Below are 15,491 nucleotides of genomic sequence, written 5' to 3'. Positions count from 1 at the left end.
GTTCTTGAGGGGATTTTACGGTGGACTTCAGCCTGTTCTACTTCGCCAACGACAGCACCGCCGAGTCCGGTGACCGCTACGAACTGCTCCTGGAAGGCGCGAAGTTCGCCGACCGCAACGACTTCGCCGCGGTGTGGACGCCGGAACGGCACTTCCACCCCTTCGGCGGGCTCTACCCGAACCCGGCGGTGACCGGGGCCGCGGTGGCCGCGGTGACCGAGCGGGTGGCGATCCGCGCCGGCAGCGTCGTCGCGCCGCTGCACCACCCGGCCCGCATCGCCGAAGAGTGGGCGGTGGTCGACAACATCTCCGGCGGCCGGGTCGGGCTGTCGTTCGCCTCGGGGTGGCACGCGTCGGACTTCGTCCTCAACCCGGACGCCTACCCCGACCGCCGCCGGCTGGTCGTCGACTACGCCGAGCAGGTGCGCGCGCTGTGGCGCGGCGAGGAAATGTCCGGCAAGGACGGCGCCGGCACCCTCCAGCGGTTCCGCACCTACCCGCGCCCGGTGCAGGCGAACCTGCCGATCTGGCTGACCAGCGGCGGCTCGGTGGACACGTTCCGCGCGGCCGGCACGCTGGGGGCCGGCCTGCTCACCCACCTGCTCGGCCAGGACGTCGGACAGCTGGCGGAGAAGATCGCCGCCTACCGGGAGGCGGTGGCGCAGCGGCCGGACGCCGACGGCTGGCCCGGGCACGTCGTGCTGATGGTCCACACCTTCCTCGGCACGGACGAAGACCGCGTGCGCGACCAGGTCCGCCCCGCCCTGAGCGAGTACATCCGCAGCTCGCTGGGCCTGATCCTGGGTTCGCAGCTCGACGGCAAGCGCCGGGTCGACCCGGCCCAGCTGCCGCCGGAGGAGCTGGACTTCCTGGTCGAGCACTCGTTCCGGCGGTACTTCGACGACGGCGGCCTGCTCGGCACCGTGCCCAAGGCGCTCGGCATCGCGCGGCGGCTGGCGGAGACCGGCGTCGACGAGGTGGCCTGCCTGGTCGACTTCGGCCTCGACACGAAGACCGTCCTCGCCGGCTTCGACCACCTCGACGAGCTGCGGCGTCAGCTGCCGTAGCGCAGCGCGGTCACGCCCCAGCTGAACCCCATGCCGCTGCTGGCGACGAGCACCGTGTCCCCCTCGGTGAGGCGGTGCTCGTCGAGCAGGCCGCGCAGGGCGATGAACGGGTCCGACCCGCCCATGTGCCCGAGCCGGTCGTAGTTGAACACCGACTTCTCCCGCGGAATGCCGAGCGTGCCGAGCAGGCGTTCGTGCATACCGCGGTCGCCCTGGTTCATCAGCAGGAACGCGATTTCCCCGAGCGGCAGCTCGAGTTCGCCGAGGGTTTCGGAAACGAGCTCGACGAAATTGCGGACATAGGCGTCGCCGAGCCCTTTCCGGTGCCCTCGGCGGCGCATGTAGATCCGGTCGTCGAGGATTTCCCCGCGGTAGTAGTCGGCCCAGGCGGGATCGGTCCGCATCGCGGAGTGCACGACCTCGAACCGGACGTCGTGCGCGCCGAGCAGGATGGCCGCGGGCGCGTCGCCGAAGTTGAACAGCGGTTTCGAGTCGGGGTCGGCGTGGTCGACGAGCCCGGCGAGCCGGTCACCGGACAGCACGAGGACGTGCTCGGCCCGGCCGAGGGCGATCTTGTCGGCCGCGAGCTGGACCGCGGTCATGGTGGCGTTGCAGAAGTTGGCGACCTCGAAGCAGTGCGCCCGCCGGATGTCCAGCTCCTCGGCCACCTTGGCGGCCGGCGACCAGAAGGGGACGTCCCATTCGCCGGACCCGGCGTAGAGCACGTACCCGACCTCGCCCGGCTCGACGCCGCTGCGGTCGAGCACCTCCCGGCCGGCGTCCACCGCGAGCTCCCACGCCTGTTCGTGCTCGCCGAGGACCGGAATGGTTTCGGTGTGCGTGATTTCGAGGATTTCCGGCAGCGGCACCCCCGACGCGGACTGCAGATCCGGGACCTTCAGCACGCCGCTCGGAAACCGGACGGAGAAATCGATGATGCCGGGCACCGGCAAGCCCCCTCGGTGTCGATTCGCCTCGCCGTCATCGTAACGCATTCACGCGCGTTTCCGGAATGCTCGCCGACCGGGGTCCGGGAATCGGCGGCGCGTCAGGGGAGCGGAACGCCGGTGTGCCCGGCGAGCGCGTCGAGGAGCCGGTCCTGGAACTCGTGGTCGGCGGCCGCCGGATGCCGGTCGGCGTGCCGCCGGTGGTGCCAGTAGCCGCCGCTGGTGCGGGCTTCCGGATCGTCGGAAGTCGCGAGCCAGACCTGGGTCATGGCTCCTTCGCGCAGGTCGTCGGGGGCACCCGCGCCGCCCATCCGGGTCGGGACCCAGCCGGGGTCGACGGCGTTGCTGAACACCCGCGTCCACCGGCGCGCGACGGCGGCGGCGAGCGTGGTGACCAGCAGCTTGCTGTCCGAATAGGACCCGGCCGGGCGCGCCCCGGACCAGTCGAGGCCCGCCAGCTCGGCCCGGCCGCCGCGGTGCATGCCGCTGCTCAGGTAGACCAGGCGCCCGGGCGGGCCGACGAGGGCGGTGAGCAGGTAGGGCGCGACGACGTTGACCGGAAGGATCGTGGGGCCGGTCATGACGCCGGCGTTGTGGATCACGGCGTCCACCGGCCCGAGGCGGTTCACCTGCTCGGCGACCTCCCGGGTCTGCCCGGGATCGGCGAGGTCGCCGAGGACGACGTCGGCCCCACGGGCGGCGAGGTCGTCCAGCCGCCCGGCGCCACGCCCGTGGGCGACGACGTGGTGGCCGTCGGCGAGCAGCTCTTCGGCGGTGAGGCGGCCCAGGCCCTGGGTGGCGCCGGTGACGAGGATCCGGGCCATCGGCTCAGGCGCCCGGTGCGGTGTCGGTCATGCCGTCGAGCCTATTTCGCCGGCGGCCGTCCCGGCGAGTTTCCGCGCGCGCAGGGCGATCTCGAGGGTGAGGCGTTCGGCCGGATCGGCGAGCCGGCCGCCGAAGAGGTCCGTGAGCAGGCGCAGGCGGTGGCGGACGGTCTGGGGGTGCACGCCGAGCAGGTGGGCGATCTCGGGGGCGCTGCCGCCGGTGCTGACGAGCGCGAGGAGCGTGTCGGCCGCCTTGGTGCGCTGGGTGGGGGTGAGCGCGTCGAGCGGGGCGAGCGCCCGGTCGGCGAGGGTCGTGGTGAGGAAGGCGTCGGCCAGCAGCCAGTGGGTGGTCAGGTGGTCGGCCCAGTGGGTGACCGGCCGGTCGGGCAGGACGCCGTCGTGGACGAGCTGCAGGGTGCGGCGGGCCCAGTACAGGGACTTCGCCGCATCGGGCAGGGGCACGCGCGGGCCGACGGCGGCCCGCGCGCCGAAGGTGCCGGGGGTGGTGCCGTCCGGGAGCAGCAGCCGCGGTTCCGGGGCGTCCAGATCGGCGAGCGCGGGCCCGCCGGGAGCGGCCGCGCCGGGCTCCAGGGCGACGAGGACGACGTGCTCGGGCAGGGGCCACCGGGCGACCCGGGACAGCGCCTCGAGGTCCGCGGCGCCGGTGAGGATCGCGTCGAGGAGGAGCTTGCCGCCGGGGTCGCCGGCGTCGCGGGCACGGGCGTAACCGGCGCTCGTCAGCCGGGAAAGGGCTTCGACACCGGCGAAAAGGGCCTCCGCGCACGCGCAGACGACGGCGCTGGGCGGCTTGCCCAGCGCGGCCAGCGCGCGGCGGCTCCCGGCACTGCAGGCCCGGACCACGCGCTGGGCATCGTGGCCCGCGGCGAACTCGGCGGCGCCCAGCTGCCGGAACAGGTCCGCATCGGCACCGTCCCAGCCGGCGTCGTCCCCGGTGAGCGTCCGGTGCAGGTTGACGGCCACGAACCGCCAGGCCCGGCCGTCCCTGGCCGCCGGGTGCCCGGGCACGGTACGCCGGAGTTCGCCGAGGACGGCGTCGGTCATCAGCCGGGCCACCGGCCAGGTCCAGGTGGGTGCCTCGGCGGCGGCGCGGGTCATCGGTGCCGCCCGCGGCCGGGGACCGGGGTGCGGTCGCGGAACGGCGAAGCACCCGCCGCGGTCAGGAGGGCGATCAGCGGGGCGACGACCGCCACGAACCGCCAGGCCCGGGCCACCGGGCGGCCAGGCACCGCGGGCCGGAGCTCGGCATCGGTCATCAGCCGGGCCACCGCCCAGGTCCAGGCAGGTGCCTCGACGGCCGCGCGGGTCACCGGTGCCACCTGCGGCCAGGGACCGGGGTGCGGTCGCGGAACGGCGAAGCACCCGCAGCGACCCTAAGCGCAACTGCCACAACGCTGTGGCACTTCCAGGGCATTTCACGCCTCCTCGAGCCGGACGCGGGTGATCATCACCGGTCCGGCCCGGACGCCGCATCGGCAAAATCCGGTATTGCCGCCGCGCGGCTACGTACGCGGTCGCCCGGTGCGGGTGGCTCGGTTAAATTGATCGAGTTCCCGACTGCGAGGTGCCCACTGACGTCCACGCCCGAGCCCGCCCTGCCGGCCGAGCTGACCAGCTACGTCGGCCGCCGGCGGGAGGGCGCGGAAGTCCGCAGGCTGCTCGGTGACGCGCGGCTCGTGACGCTGACCGGCCCGGGCGGGGTCGGCAAGACCCGGCTCGCGGTGCGGGTCGCGGCGGACGTCGCCGCCGATTTCCCCGGCGGCGTCGTGTTCGCCGGGCTCGCCGAGGTGCGCGACGGGGCACTGGTGGCGAACGTCGTCGCGGACCGGCTCGGGCTGCACGGCCGGCCGGGCCTGGCCCCGGACCGGCTGGTCGTCGACCACCTCCGGCCGCGGACGGTGCTGGTGGTGCTGGACAACTGCGAGCACGTCGTCGGCGCCTGCGCGGAGTTCACCGCCACCCTGCTGGCCGAGTGCCCGGACGTCGTCGTCCTGGGCACCAGCCGGCAGTCGCTGGCGGTGCCCGGCGAGCAGGTGCTGCCGGTGCCGCCGCTGGGGGCGGCCGACGCCGTCCGGCTCTTCCGCGACCGCGCCGCCCGGATCTGGCCCGCCGCCCTGCCCGCCGCCCCGGACTCCGAGCGCGTCCTGGACGAGCTGTGCGCGCGCCTCGACGGGCTGCCGCTGGCGATCGAGCTCGCCGCGGCCCGGATCCGCTCGCTGTCCCCGCGGCAGATCGCCGACCGGCTGGCCGACCGGCTCGGCCTGCTGAAGTCCGGCCTGCCCGGCGCGCCGGAGCGGCAGCAGACGCTGCGGTCCGCGATCGACTGGAGCCACGAGCTGTGCTCGCCGGCCGAGAAGGAGGTCTGGGCGCGGACGTCGGTCTTCGCCGGGTCGTTCGACCTCGACGCGGCCGCGTACGTGTGCGACGTCCCGCCGGACGAGGTGCTCGAGCTGGTCGACGGCCTGCTCGACAAGTCGGTGCTCGTCCGGCGGCAGGACGACGACGTGGTCCGGTACCGGCTGCTGGAATCCCTGCGGGAGTACGGGCAGGAACGCCTGGAGCAGTCGGGCGAGCGCGAGCGGGTGGCGCGGCGGCACGCGGAGTGGTTCGACCGGCTGACCGCGTGCGCCGAAGCCGGGTGGGTGAGCGGCCGGCAGCAGCGCCTGCTCGCCGGCCTGACCCGCGACCACGCGAACCTGCGGGCCGCGCTGGACCGGTCACTGTCCACTTCGGACGAAGTGGGCGTCGCCCTGCGGATCGCCGCGCGCCCGTCCGAGTACTGGCTGCTGCGCGGGCTGGCCGGCGAAGCGAAGAGCTGGCTCACCCGCGCGCTCGCGCTGGCCGCGCCCGGGCACCCCGACCGCGGCCGGGCGTTGTGCGTGTGTGCGCTGTACACGCTGTGGCTGGGCGACGTCGGCGGCGCGGAGCGGCTGGTGGCCGAGGCCGAAGCCCTCGACGACGACCCCGTGCTGCACGCGCGCGTCCTGCACGTGCGCAGTTTCGTGGCGATGCTGACCAACCGGCCGGGCTCGGCGGGCCTGGCGGCCGAGACCGCCGCGGCCTTCCGCGAGCACGGGCTGGTGCGCGACGAGCTGCACCCGCTGTTCATCCACAGTGTTTCGGTGGCCTACCGGGACCGCAACCTCGAAGCCGCGCACGGCGCGCTGCGTCGCATGCGCGAGCTCACCGGCGAGGACGAGATGTTCTACCGCGCGATGTCGTTGTTCGGGGAAGCGGTCGTGGAGGTCGAGTTCGGCGACGCCGCGGCGGTGGCCCGGGCGGCCACCGAAGCGCTCCGGCTCGACGTGCGCCTCGGCGACCTGCAGGGCCGCGCCTACCGGCTCGACACGCTGGCCTGGATCGCCGACCGGGCGGGCGAGCACGCGCGGGCCGCCACGTTGTTCGGCATCGCGGCGGCGAACTGGGAGCGGATCGGCACGGCGCCCGAGTTCGCGGTCGCCATCCCGCACGGCACGCACATCGCGAACACCCGCGCCGCCCTCGGCAACGCCCGGTTCGAGAAGGCGTTCGCCGCAGGCCGCGCCATGGCCGACGACGAGGCCGACCGCTTCGCCCTGGACCTGCGGGCGCCGTCGCCGAAGCAGCCGTCGCCGCTGTCCGGTCGCGAGCGGGAGGTGGCGCAGCTCGTCGCGGAAGGGCTGACCAGCCGCGAGATCGCGGCCGCGCTGGTGATCTCGCCGCGCACGGCGGAGACGCACATCCAGCACATCCTGGCCAAACTGGGGTTCGGCAACCGGGCGCAGATCGCGGCCTGGGTGGCGCGCCAGGAGTGAGCCCGGCGTGCTGCGACGCGGTCGCCGGACGGACCGGGCCAGGCGGGACTGGCCGCGTGCTCAACCCGGTATCAGGTGCCCTTCGCAAGTCTGTGGTGTTTGCTTACCGGCGCGGTCGGTTCGGACACCCGCGTTGCTGTTGGTGCCGTCCGGGCAGATCGTGTTCGCCCAGATCACATCCTTGATCGTGGCTCCTTTCAGATCGGCCCCTCGGAGGCTGGCGCCGGAGAGGTCGGCGCCGGTCAGGTCGGCGTTGCGCAAGGAAGCGCCGTTGAGGTTGGCGTTGCGCAGATCCGCATGAAGGAGTGACGGAACCGGCTGGTCGGGCTTCGGAGGATTGGCGGCCCAGGCGAAGAGTATGATCCCCGCGGCCCCGACGAGTACGCCGACCGCGATCTGCCGGCGCAGCCTGCGAAAGCGTGCGTCCAGGTCGACGGTGGCGCCGATGTCCGACAGTTCGTCCATCAGCCCGACGAGGTCCGAGAGTCCCTCGCGGTCAGGCTCCGATTCGTCGTAGATTTTCTTGATTTCCGTCGGGGAGGCGAATCCGCCCAGCGATGACAAATGGTCGTGGAGGTACCATCCGACCGGGTGTTGCGATTTGTTGCGCCGCTTCTTGTAGGCCGACGTCGAGTCGGTCTTGGTCAGTTTCCAGTCCGTCACCACGTCGTCGAAGGTCCAGCGTTTTCCGGAGAGGATGTCGACGACCCGCCACATCGCCCAAAGGATCGCGACCAGGCCGGCCACCACTCCGGCCACCGCGAGGTAGAAGCGTGACGAGTCGGCTGGAAGTGCTCCGATACTCGACAGCTGACTTCCGGCGATCAAGACGACGCCGATGCCGCCGAGGCCGGCGATGAACCACTTCGCAGCGCTTCTGATCATCTCCCGCGCCGGCGCGAGGTGCGACGAAGGCTCCGGGCCCGGTGCGGACGTCATGGCTGACGACCGACGCTCGCGTCGTCACCCGGCCGGGCGGAGAAAACCGTGGGCCGCGGCTTCACGTCGATTTTGGGCTGCCGCTTCTTCTGTTCTGGTTTTGCCCTCGTTGAGGCTTTCGTCGTGGCGGTTGAGGTTGCGGTGGATTTCGTGTGGTGTTTCGCGGATCGAAGTGATTCCCGTGCCTCGGTCAGGGCCTTGACGAGTGCCGAATTGCGCGTTCTTCTGGCGGCCGTCAGGGCTTCGTTGATCGCGACCTCGGCCGCGTCGATCTTGTCCTTGAGGGATCGGCCGCGCACCGTTCGCTTTGCGGGGGTGGTCATGGCATGTCACAGCCCTCTCGTTGCTCAGGTGTTGCGCTCTGTTTGCTGTGCGTTCATGCGAGTCGCAAGGGTGCCGCGGCGCGTTACCGTGTGTGATCAACTTGAAACACGCGGATGGCGCGTTTCCTGGTGGTTGCCCTTGACGACCGGGTCGATGCGGCAACCAACCAGGCGAGCGCCGCGTGGCCGGTGCGGCGGCCAGTGGCCGCGCACCGTGCTGATCCGCCTCCGGGCCCGCGGCGCGTTCCTGATCGGCCCCCACCGGGTCGGCACGCCGTCCGTGCGGAGAAGGCCGAGGTGTGGCCGGCTCGGGCGACGGTCTTCGCGCGGGGTCCCCTGCCCCGCGCCTCGCACGGGCGAGCCACGCCGGTCCGGCGGCACGCTCAGCGGTTGCAGCGGCGGCACCCAGCCGGTGGCCTACCTCGGCGTCCACGGCATCCGCGACGGGGTGCTGGGCAGCGCCGGCGACCGGTCGCTGCGGGACCGGTTCGTCCGCGCCAACGGCTGTACCGCGCGGAGCCCCCGAGAGCCGGCCCAGGGCAGCCGGACGCACGTGGTGACGTCGTGCGCGGGCTGCGCCGCGGGGCACCCCCGGTGCATTGGGCCGCGTTCGACGAAGGGCACATCGCCGCCCCGCACGACGGGGGACCGGGGGACTGTGGTTCCCAGGCCTGGGTTCCCGCGCTGGTCTGGCAGTTCTTCACGCAGTTCTAGGGGAGGGGGTGGCGGGCCCGGCCCGCCACCCACTTTCCGGGCGGCCTCAGCGGCGCGCGGTCCGGACGTCGTCCAGGCAGGTCGAGCTCACCGTGAGGTCGCGGTAGGGATAGGCCTCGCGGTCGAGCAGGTCCATCGCCCGCAGTTGGGCGTCGTCGTGTGCCCGCTGCGCGGCCCCGGCCCCCGCGGCGACCTCGACCAGGACCCGGAAACTGAACCCGCCCAGGTGCCGGCTGTAGGTCAGCGTGCCCGTTTCGCCGAAGGACAGGCCGGAGAGGTCGTCGTCGGCGGCGTCGGCCAGCAATTTTTCGCGGACGGCCTCGCTCGGCCGGTCGAACTTCCCCCGGACGAGCACGCGGTAGGTCGGCATGCGCGTCAGGGTACCGAAGCAGCCGCCGGGAACTAACCGATTTTCTCCGCGCACGTAAACAGTCCTGAGTGGACAGCCGAACACTCCGATTCGGACAGACGAGACAACCGGTACAGGAAGGTACTTTCCCCTCTGTCAGAAGAAAACATAGGGGTACCCAAGTCGGGGAAACGCCATCAGTGGACGGGTTTGCGCGCTAATGTGAGATCATGAGCACGACGACGCAGACCACGATCGGTGCGGTGCGGTGAAACTCGCCGAGATCGCTCCCGAACTCCGTCCTCGAGCCGACCGGCTCCCGCGCGTGCCGCTGGAGGAAGCCGGGGTGCTGCCGCGGATCCGGGCCGCGACCGCGCAGATCCAGCCGGTCGAGGTGGCGGGGGTGGACGTCGAAAGCACGCCGGGGTGGCGGGTGCACCGCCCGCGGGCCGCGCGGCCCGGGCGCACCCTCCTGTGGATCCACGGCGGGGGGTTCGTCGTCGGCCGCGCGGCGCAGGACGACCGGCTCTGCGGGGAAACGGCGCGGGAGCTGGGCATCACGGTGGTGTCCGTGGAGTACCGGCTCGCCCCAGACGCGCAGTACCCGGCCGCGCTCGACGACTGCCACGCGGCCTGGACCTGGGCCCGCGACCAGGCCGGCGGGCCGGACGGGGTCGTCGTCGGCGGGCAGAGCGCCGGTGGCGCGCTCGCGGCCGCGCTGGTCCAGCGCCTCTGTGACCGTGGCGAGCGGCCGCACGCGCAGTGGCTGCTGTGCCCGATGCTCGACGACCGCACCGCCGCCCGCCGCGAGCTCGACGACCACAACCACCGCGGCTGGGACAACCGCCTCAACCGCTTCGGCTGGCGGTCCTACCTCGGCACCGAGCCGGGCGCCCCGGACGTGCCGTCCTACGCTGTGCCGGCCCGCCGCGAAGACCTCGCCGGGCTGCCCCCGGCGTGGATCGGCGTGGGCGACATCGACCTGCTCCACGACGAGTCCGCCGCGTACGCCCGCCGGCTGCGCGAGGCGGGTGTCGACGCCACGCTGCACGTGGTGCCCGGCGCGCCCCACGGCTTCGAGGCGTGGGCGCCCGACACCGCCGTGACCCGGGACTACCTGGCCACCGCCCGAGCCTGGCTGGGTGACCGCACCCCGACCCCCTGAACCGGTCATGCCGGCCCTCGGCCGAGGTGGACGCCGACCGTAGCAATCCACTGTGGACGGGCCGAACCGGCCGGCGCCCCGGGGTTGATCGGGCCGGCGGTCTCGGCGGCGAGGATGCGGCGGCGCCAGGCCCGATCACCTCCTTATGGCCCTTACCCGGCGGGCCGTGAGTTGGTTGACTCACCCACGTGAGGATCTCGGGTGTGCTGCTCACCGTCCTGCTCGCCACCGCCGGCGCCGTCGTGCCCCTCGCGCGGGCCGAGCCGGGCCCGCCGTCCTGGACCGGGCCGCTCAGCACCCGCGGCCGGTACATCGTCGACGCGCACGGCGACCGCTTCAAGCTGAAGGCCGCCAACTGGCACGGCGCGAGCGGCACGTGGACCGGCTCCGGTGACGTGACCGATCCGGCGAACCACCACGCCGGCGAGATCGCCTACCAGACCCCGCTCGGGCTCGACCGCGCGTCGATCGACACGGTGATCGACGGGCTCGCGCAACTCGGCCTCAACAGCGTCCGGCTGCAGTTCTCCAACGCGATGCTCCACGACACCCGGCCCGTCCCGGACCTGACCGCCAACCCGGCCTGCACGGCCTGACCCCCCTGCAGGTCTACGACCGCGTCGTCGAGCGGCTCACCGCGCGCGGGTTCGCCGTCATCCTCAACAACCACACCACGACCTCGCGCTGGTGCTGCGGGCTCGACGGCAACGAACGCTGGAACACCGCGCAGACCGAGCAGCAGTGGCAGGACGACTGGCTGTTCATGGCGCGCCGCTACGCCGCGAACAAGCGCGTCGTCGGCGCCGACCTCTACAACGAAGTCCGCCGCGACACCCTCGACGACCCCAACTGGGGCTGGGGCAACGGCACCGACTGGCAGCGCGCGAGCCAGCAGGTCGCCGACCGCATCCTCACCGAGGCCAACCGCGACCTGCTGATCTTCGTCGAAGGCATCAACTGGACCGGGCTGCCGATCGACGGCTTCCCGCACGGCCGCCCGACCCTCGAACCCGCGCGGACGCTGTCGCACACGCTCGTCGACTCGGGCAAGCTCGTCTATTCGGCGCACTTCTACGGCTACACCGGACCCCACCACTCCGGCGCGACCGGCATCGGCGAGACGCACGACCCGCGCTACCGCGACCTCTCGCTCCAGGACCTGCGGGACACCCTGTACCGGCAGGCGTTCTTCGTCTCGGCCGACACCGGCCGGCACTACACCGCACCGCTGTGGATCAGCGAATTCGGCGAGGGCCGCAACACCACCGACCCGGCGTCGCGCGCGTTCTTCGAGAACTTCGTGAACTACCTCGCCGAGACGGACACGGACTTCGCCTACTGGCCCGCGGTCGGGTTCCAGGTCAACGGCTCCGGTGACGGCTGGGCCCTGCTCGAGTACGACTCCGCGGGGCGCCGCATCGACGTGCTCGACGGCACGGACTGGCGCGGCCCGGCGTGGCGGCGGCTGATCTCCGCGCCGTCCCGGACCGGGCCGATCCCGGCAGCGGAACAATGGCCGATGCTGAACCTCGACCACGGCGACTTCCAGGAATCGCGCCAGGTGCGGGCGCTGCCGGACTGGAACCCGGGCGCCCGCAAGGGTGCCTGCCCCGACGGCCGGCGGCTCGCGGGCCTGGCCCACACCGGCAACCGCGGCCTGTGCACCGGAGCCCTCGCGGCGCCCACCGGGTACGTCGTCGTCCGCGACGAGGCGTTCGTCGACACCGACTGGGCGCCCGGCTACACCAAGACGCAGTGCCCGCCCGACTCCGCGGTCGTCGGGTACAGCGTCCAGGGCGCGGCGTTCTCGGCGGTGTTGTGCGGCCGGTCGGCGACCCCGCTGGGCCGCACGGGCCGCACGGTGTGGTTCGACCGAGGCGACAACCGGCCTGCCGGCGATCCCGGCGGCGACTTCGCGACCGGGAACTACAAGGGCCAGTGCGCGCCGGGGGAGTACGTCGCCGGCGTCGCCTACACGGGCCGGATCGGCTCGGGCCGGACACCGGACGCGCTGTTCTGCCGGTCCTAGTTCGACCACCTGCGGCACCGCGACTCCCCGCGTCCGCTCATTGACCGCCACGCTCCGCACTCCGTAGGTTCGAGAGCGGAACGAGGAGGTGCGGGATGAGCCACCTGGTGCGGTTCGCCGGCGGAACCGGTGAGATCCGCGTCGGCCTGCTCGCCGATGAGCAGCTGCGGCCGCTCGCGGTGGCGTCGATGAGTGACCTGCTGCGCCGCCCCGTGGCCGAGATCCGCGAGCTGGCCGAGGCCGCGGGGGAGCCGGTGCCCGCGGCCGGGGTGCGCCTGCTGCCGCCGCTGGACGGGCGGATGGAGGTGTGGGCCGCCGGCGTGACCTACCTGCGGTCCGAGGAGGCCCGCCGCGAGGAGAGCGCCGACGAGGACGTCTACGCCCGCGTGTACCGCGCGAAGCGGCCGGAGTTGTTCTTCAAGTCGGCCGCGTGGCGGGTGGTCACCGACGGCGAGCCGATCGCCGTCCGCGCCGACTCCGCCAACAACGTGCCCGAGCCGGAACTCGGCCTGCTGCTGACGAGCGGCGGCGAGACCGCCGGGTACCTGGTGGTCGACGACGTCAGCTCCCGCAGCATCGAAGGCGAGAACCCGCTGTACCTCCCGCAGGCCAAGATCTACACCGGTTCGTGCGCGGTGTCGGCGCGGGTCCGGCCGGTGTGGGAGGTGCCCGACCCGCTGTCCCTCGACCTCCGCATGCGCATCCTGCGCGACGGCCGCGAGGTGTTCGCCGGTGAAGCCAATACCTCGCAGCTGAACCGCGAACCGGCCGAACTGGTCGAGTACCTGTGGCGCGACAACGACTTCCCCGACGGCGCGGTGCTCTCGACGGGCACGTCCGTGGTGCCGGGCCTCGACCTCGGGCTGCGCCCGGACGACGTCGTCGAGATCGAGATCGGCGAGGTCGGATCGCTGCGTTCGCCCGTGGTGCTGGGCGCGGACGAGGTGCGCCGCGTGCTCGCGGCCACCAGGTGAGCCGGACGACGGGCTACGGGTTCAGGACGACGATCGCCGCGTTGAGGGCGGTGGCGAACAGGGTCCACGCCAGGTAGGGCAGCTGGAGGGCCGTGGCGACCTTCGAGCGGCGCCGGAACACCAGGAGGGTTCCGGCGATGACGACGTCGAGGACGACGATCTCCACCAGGGCCAGGGTGTACGCCCCGGCCGCGAAGAACAGCGGGGTCCACGCCGCGTTCAGCACCAGCCCGGCCGCGTACCAGAGGAATTCCCGGCGGGTGCCGCCGGCCCGCCAGAACAGCCAGCCGGACACGGCGATCAGCAGGTACAGCACCGTCCACACCGGACCGAACAGCCAGGACGGGGGAGCCCAGGGCGGCTGGGTCAGTCCACTGTAGACAGCGCGTGACCGGGTCGCGGCGAGGCTGCCGACGACGGCGACGGCGGTCACCGCCGCGAGGAAGCCGGCCAGGGCCAGCGGGGCGGGGGTGGGCCGGGGCAGCGTCGTCATACCGGTTCTCCTGCGGGCGAGGCGGGCGGGGCGAGCGAGGGGGAGGGATCGGACGTGGGCATGGTCGCGGTGCCGAGCAGGTGGCCGAGCGCGTCGGCGAGGCGGGGGTGGCGGAACTCGTGGCCGGCCTCGGTCAGCCGCTGGGGTGTCACGCGCTGGTCGGCGAACGCCAGCTCACGGGCGCCGTCCTCGCCCAGCAGCAGCCGGGGGCCGATCGGCGGCACCTTGAGCAGTGTCGGCCGGTTGAGCACGGCTCCCAGCGTGTGCGTGTACTCGGCGTTGCGCACCGGGTGCGGGCTCACCGCGTTGATCGGTCCACTGAGGACGGAGTCGGTCAGGGCCCGCAGGTAGACGTCGGTCAGGTCGTCGATCCCGATCCACGGCATCCACTGCCGTCCGGTGCCGAGCGGGCCGCCCAGTCCGGCGGTGAACAGCGGGTACTGCAGCCGCAGCAGGCCGCCGCGCGGGCTCAGCACCAGGCCGGTGCGGACCCGGACCACGCGCAGCCCCGCCGCCGACGCCGGTTCGGTGGCCGCTTCCCAGTCGGCGACGACGTCGGCCAGGAACCCTTGGCCGCGTTCGCTTTCCTCCGTGAGGACCTCGTCGCCGCGGTCCGGCCCGTAGTACCCGACGGCGGACGCCGAGACGAACACCGCCGGCCCGCCGGTGGTGCGCGCGGCCAGCTCCGCGAGCGCCCGCGTCGGCTCGATCCGGCTCTCCCGCACGGCCTTCCGGTGGCTTTCGTCGAACCGGCCGGCGACCGAGGCGCCGGCCAGGTGCACGACCGCGTCGACGCCGTCGAGCAGGTCGGCCGCGGGTGCCTCCGGCTGCCACGTCCGCTCGCCGGGAGTTTCGGCGGGCCGCCGCACCAGCCGGACGACCCGGTGGCCCCCGGTGGTCAGCAGCGCGGTCAGCGCCGTCCCGACGAGACCGCTCGCACCGGTCACCGCGACCGTCAGCGGGTCGTGCCGATAGCGCCGGTGGGCGGCCAGATCGGCGGCCAGCTGGCGGTGCCGGTAGGCGAACATCGAGCGCAGGAACGCTTCGGGCACCGGGGTGTCGACGTGGTCGGTGACCTGCGTCCGGCCGGGGCCGTCGGCGTCGAACCGGTGCGTGTGGCGCCACCGCAGCACGGGGCAGGCGAGCCGGTCCACGAACTGGTGCGGCGGCCGGTAGCCGTCCGCCTCGTGCGCCGCCACCCACGGCACGCGGCCGGGCAGGAGGAGCTTGGCCGTGCCGTCACGCAGGGAGGGCGCCTCCGCGCCGACCCGCACCGGCTGCCACGGCGGCGTGAGCCGCGTGATCGCCCCCGGCCGGGCATGCCAGGCGAAGACCTCCTCGACCGCCGACCGGACGACCGAGCGAAAGACCCTGGCCAAGGCCACCTCCCGATGCACAAAAGCTGCGCTGTTTCGCCGAGCCTACGATTTCCGCCGCGTTCCGGCACGTCGAACGCCCGCGAGCGATTCACAGTCGATGCAAACCACGGGCTGTCGTTGCGGTATCGATCTCCCGGTGTCACGGTCGGGAGCAGGGGACAGACCGGGAGGAGCGGGGCGCCGATGAGTTCACTCACCACGCCGACCAAGGGGTCGAGCCCGGTGGAGAAGGCGCTGGGCGAGGCCGCGAACAACGCCGACCAGCGGTATCACCTGGCCAAGGGCCTGCGGCACCAGATGAACAAGGTGTTCCCGACCCATTGGTCGTTCCTGCTGGGCGAGATCGCGCTGTACAGCTTCATCATCCTGTTGCTGACCGGTGTGTACTTGACGCTGTTCTTCGACCCCTCGATGCAGGAGGTCGTCTACCACGGCAGTTTCAAGAACATGCAGGGCCTGGAGATGTCGCAGGCGTT

At 72.8% G+C, this 15,491-nt stretch carries 14 protein-coding genes and 2 pseudogenes; 7 read left to right on the top strand and 9 right to left on the bottom strand.

The window, feature by feature from the left end; translation table 11 throughout:
• Positions 1–20: 20 nt before the first annotated feature.
• The gene (locus ACWDN5_RS17200) at positions 21–1,067 is read left to right on the top strand and encodes a MupA/Atu3671 family FMN-dependent luciferase-like monooxygenase (RefSeq protein WP_449676997.1); all 1,047 of its coding nucleotides are present in this window, start codon (positions 21–23) and stop codon (positions 1,065–1,067) included.
• On the opposite strand, the gene ACWDN5_RS17195 is transcribed toward ACWDN5_RS17200, so the two are convergent.
• From ACWDN5_RS17195 to ACWDN5_RS17180, 4 genes are all read right to left on the bottom strand, one after another.
• On the bottom strand, positions 1,055–2,014 hold the full coding sequence (locus ACWDN5_RS17195; RefSeq protein ID WP_449676996.1) for a 3-oxoacyl-ACP synthase III family protein: 960 nt from the start codon (positions 2,012–2,014) through the stop codon (positions 1,055–1,057). The two genes, ACWDN5_RS17200 and ACWDN5_RS17195, sit on opposite strands and share 13 nt — an antisense overlap.
• A 101-nt stretch (positions 2,015–2,115) precedes the next feature.
• Complete coding sequence (locus ACWDN5_RS17190; RefSeq protein ID WP_449676995.1) at positions 2,116–2,838, bottom strand: SDR family NAD(P)-dependent oxidoreductase; 723 nt, start codon at positions 2,836–2,838, stop codon at positions 2,116–2,118.
• A 27-nt stretch (positions 2,839–2,865) separates the two neighbouring features.
• A complete protein-coding gene (locus ACWDN5_RS17185) occupies positions 2,866–3,954 on the bottom strand; it encodes a helix-turn-helix domain-containing protein (RefSeq protein ID WP_449676994.1) in 1,089 nt (362 codons plus the stop codon).
• Positions 3,951–4,166: a hypothetical protein gene (locus tag ACWDN5_RS17180; RefSeq protein WP_310970079.1), complete on the bottom strand. Its 216-nt coding sequence runs from the start codon at positions 4,164–4,166 to the stop codon at positions 3,951–3,953. Before ACWDN5_RS17180 ends, ACWDN5_RS17185 begins: the two co-directional genes overlap by 4 nt.
• 231 nt (positions 4,167–4,397) lie before the next feature.
• On the opposite strand from ACWDN5_RS17180, the gene ACWDN5_RS17175 reads away from it, so the two are divergent.
• Positions 4,398–6,650 carry an ATP-binding protein gene (locus ACWDN5_RS17175; protein ID WP_449676993.1) on the top strand — a complete coding sequence of 751 codons (2,253 nt, stop codon included), beginning with the start codon at positions 4,398–4,400 and terminating at the stop codon, positions 6,648–6,650.
• Between the two features lie 60 nt (positions 6,651–6,710).
• On the opposite strand, the gene ACWDN5_RS17170 is transcribed toward ACWDN5_RS17175, so the two are convergent.
• The gene (locus ACWDN5_RS17170) at positions 6,711–7,589 is read right to left on the bottom strand and encodes a pentapeptide repeat-containing protein (protein ID WP_449676992.1); all 879 of its coding nucleotides are present in this window, start codon (positions 7,587–7,589) and stop codon (positions 6,711–6,713) included.
• A complete protein-coding gene (locus ACWDN5_RS17165) occupies positions 7,586–7,912 on the bottom strand; it encodes a hypothetical protein (protein ID WP_449676991.1) in 327 nt (108 codons plus the stop codon). The genes ACWDN5_RS17170 and ACWDN5_RS17165 overlap by 4 nt, the downstream gene beginning before the upstream one ends.
• Positions 7,913–8,476: 564 nt before the next feature.
• On the opposite strand from ACWDN5_RS17165, the gene ACWDN5_RS17160 reads away from it, so the two are divergent.
• Entirely contained in the window at positions 8,477–8,626 is a 150-nt protein-coding gene (locus ACWDN5_RS17160) for a hypothetical protein (RefSeq protein ID WP_449676990.1), read from the top strand.
• Between the two features lie 46 nt (positions 8,627–8,672).
• Here the strand turns inward: ACWDN5_RS17160 and ACWDN5_RS17155 are convergent, their stop codons facing one another.
• Complete coding sequence (locus tag ACWDN5_RS17155) at positions 8,673–8,996, bottom strand: DUF6204 family protein (protein ID WP_449676989.1); 324 nt, start codon at positions 8,994–8,996, stop codon at positions 8,673–8,675.
• Between the two features lie 247 nt (positions 8,997–9,243).
• Here ACWDN5_RS17155 and ACWDN5_RS17150 point away from each other — a divergent pair, with 247 nt between their 5' ends.
• The 3 genes and pseudogenes from ACWDN5_RS17150 (at position 9,244) to ACWDN5_RS17140 (ending at position 13,143) form a co-directional block, all read left to right on the top strand.
• On the top strand, positions 9,244–10,140 hold the full coding sequence (locus ACWDN5_RS17150; protein ID WP_449676988.1) for an alpha/beta hydrolase: 897 nt from the start codon (positions 9,244–9,246) through the stop codon (positions 10,138–10,140).
• Positions 10,141–10,328: 188 nt separating this feature from the next.
• Positions 10,329–12,169: pseudogene (locus ACWDN5_RS17145) on the top strand (glycoside hydrolase family 5 protein).
• Positions 12,170–12,264: 95 nt separating this feature from the next.
• Positions 12,265–13,143 carry a fumarylacetoacetate hydrolase family protein gene (locus ACWDN5_RS17140; protein WP_449676987.1) on the top strand — a complete coding sequence of 293 codons (879 nt, stop codon included), beginning with the start codon at positions 12,265–12,267 and terminating at the stop codon, positions 13,141–13,143.
• Between the two features lie 13 nt (positions 13,144–13,156).
• On the opposite strand, the gene ACWDN5_RS17135 is transcribed toward ACWDN5_RS17140, so the two are convergent.
• Positions 13,157–13,636, bottom strand: a complete 480-nt coding sequence (locus ACWDN5_RS17135) for a TspO/MBR family protein (protein ID WP_449676986.1) — start codon at positions 13,634–13,636, stop codon at positions 13,157–13,159.
• On the bottom strand, positions 13,633–15,015 hold the full coding sequence (locus ACWDN5_RS17130) for a TIGR01777 family oxidoreductase (protein ID WP_449676985.1): 1,383 nt from the start codon (positions 15,013–15,015) through the stop codon (positions 13,633–13,635). Before ACWDN5_RS17130 ends, ACWDN5_RS17135 begins: the two co-directional genes overlap by 4 nt.
• 183 nt (positions 15,016–15,198) lie before the next feature.
• Here ACWDN5_RS17130 and ACWDN5_RS17125 point away from each other — a divergent pair.
• A pseudogene (locus tag ACWDN5_RS17125) lies at positions 15,199–15,491 on the top strand (cytochrome b); the annotation flags it as partial.

The sequence above is a fragment of the Amycolatopsis sp. NPDC003731 genome, from assembly GCF_053586895.1.
The sequence above is the reverse complement of the archived record's forward strand: the minus strand, read 5'-3'. Positions and strand labels throughout refer to the sequence as shown.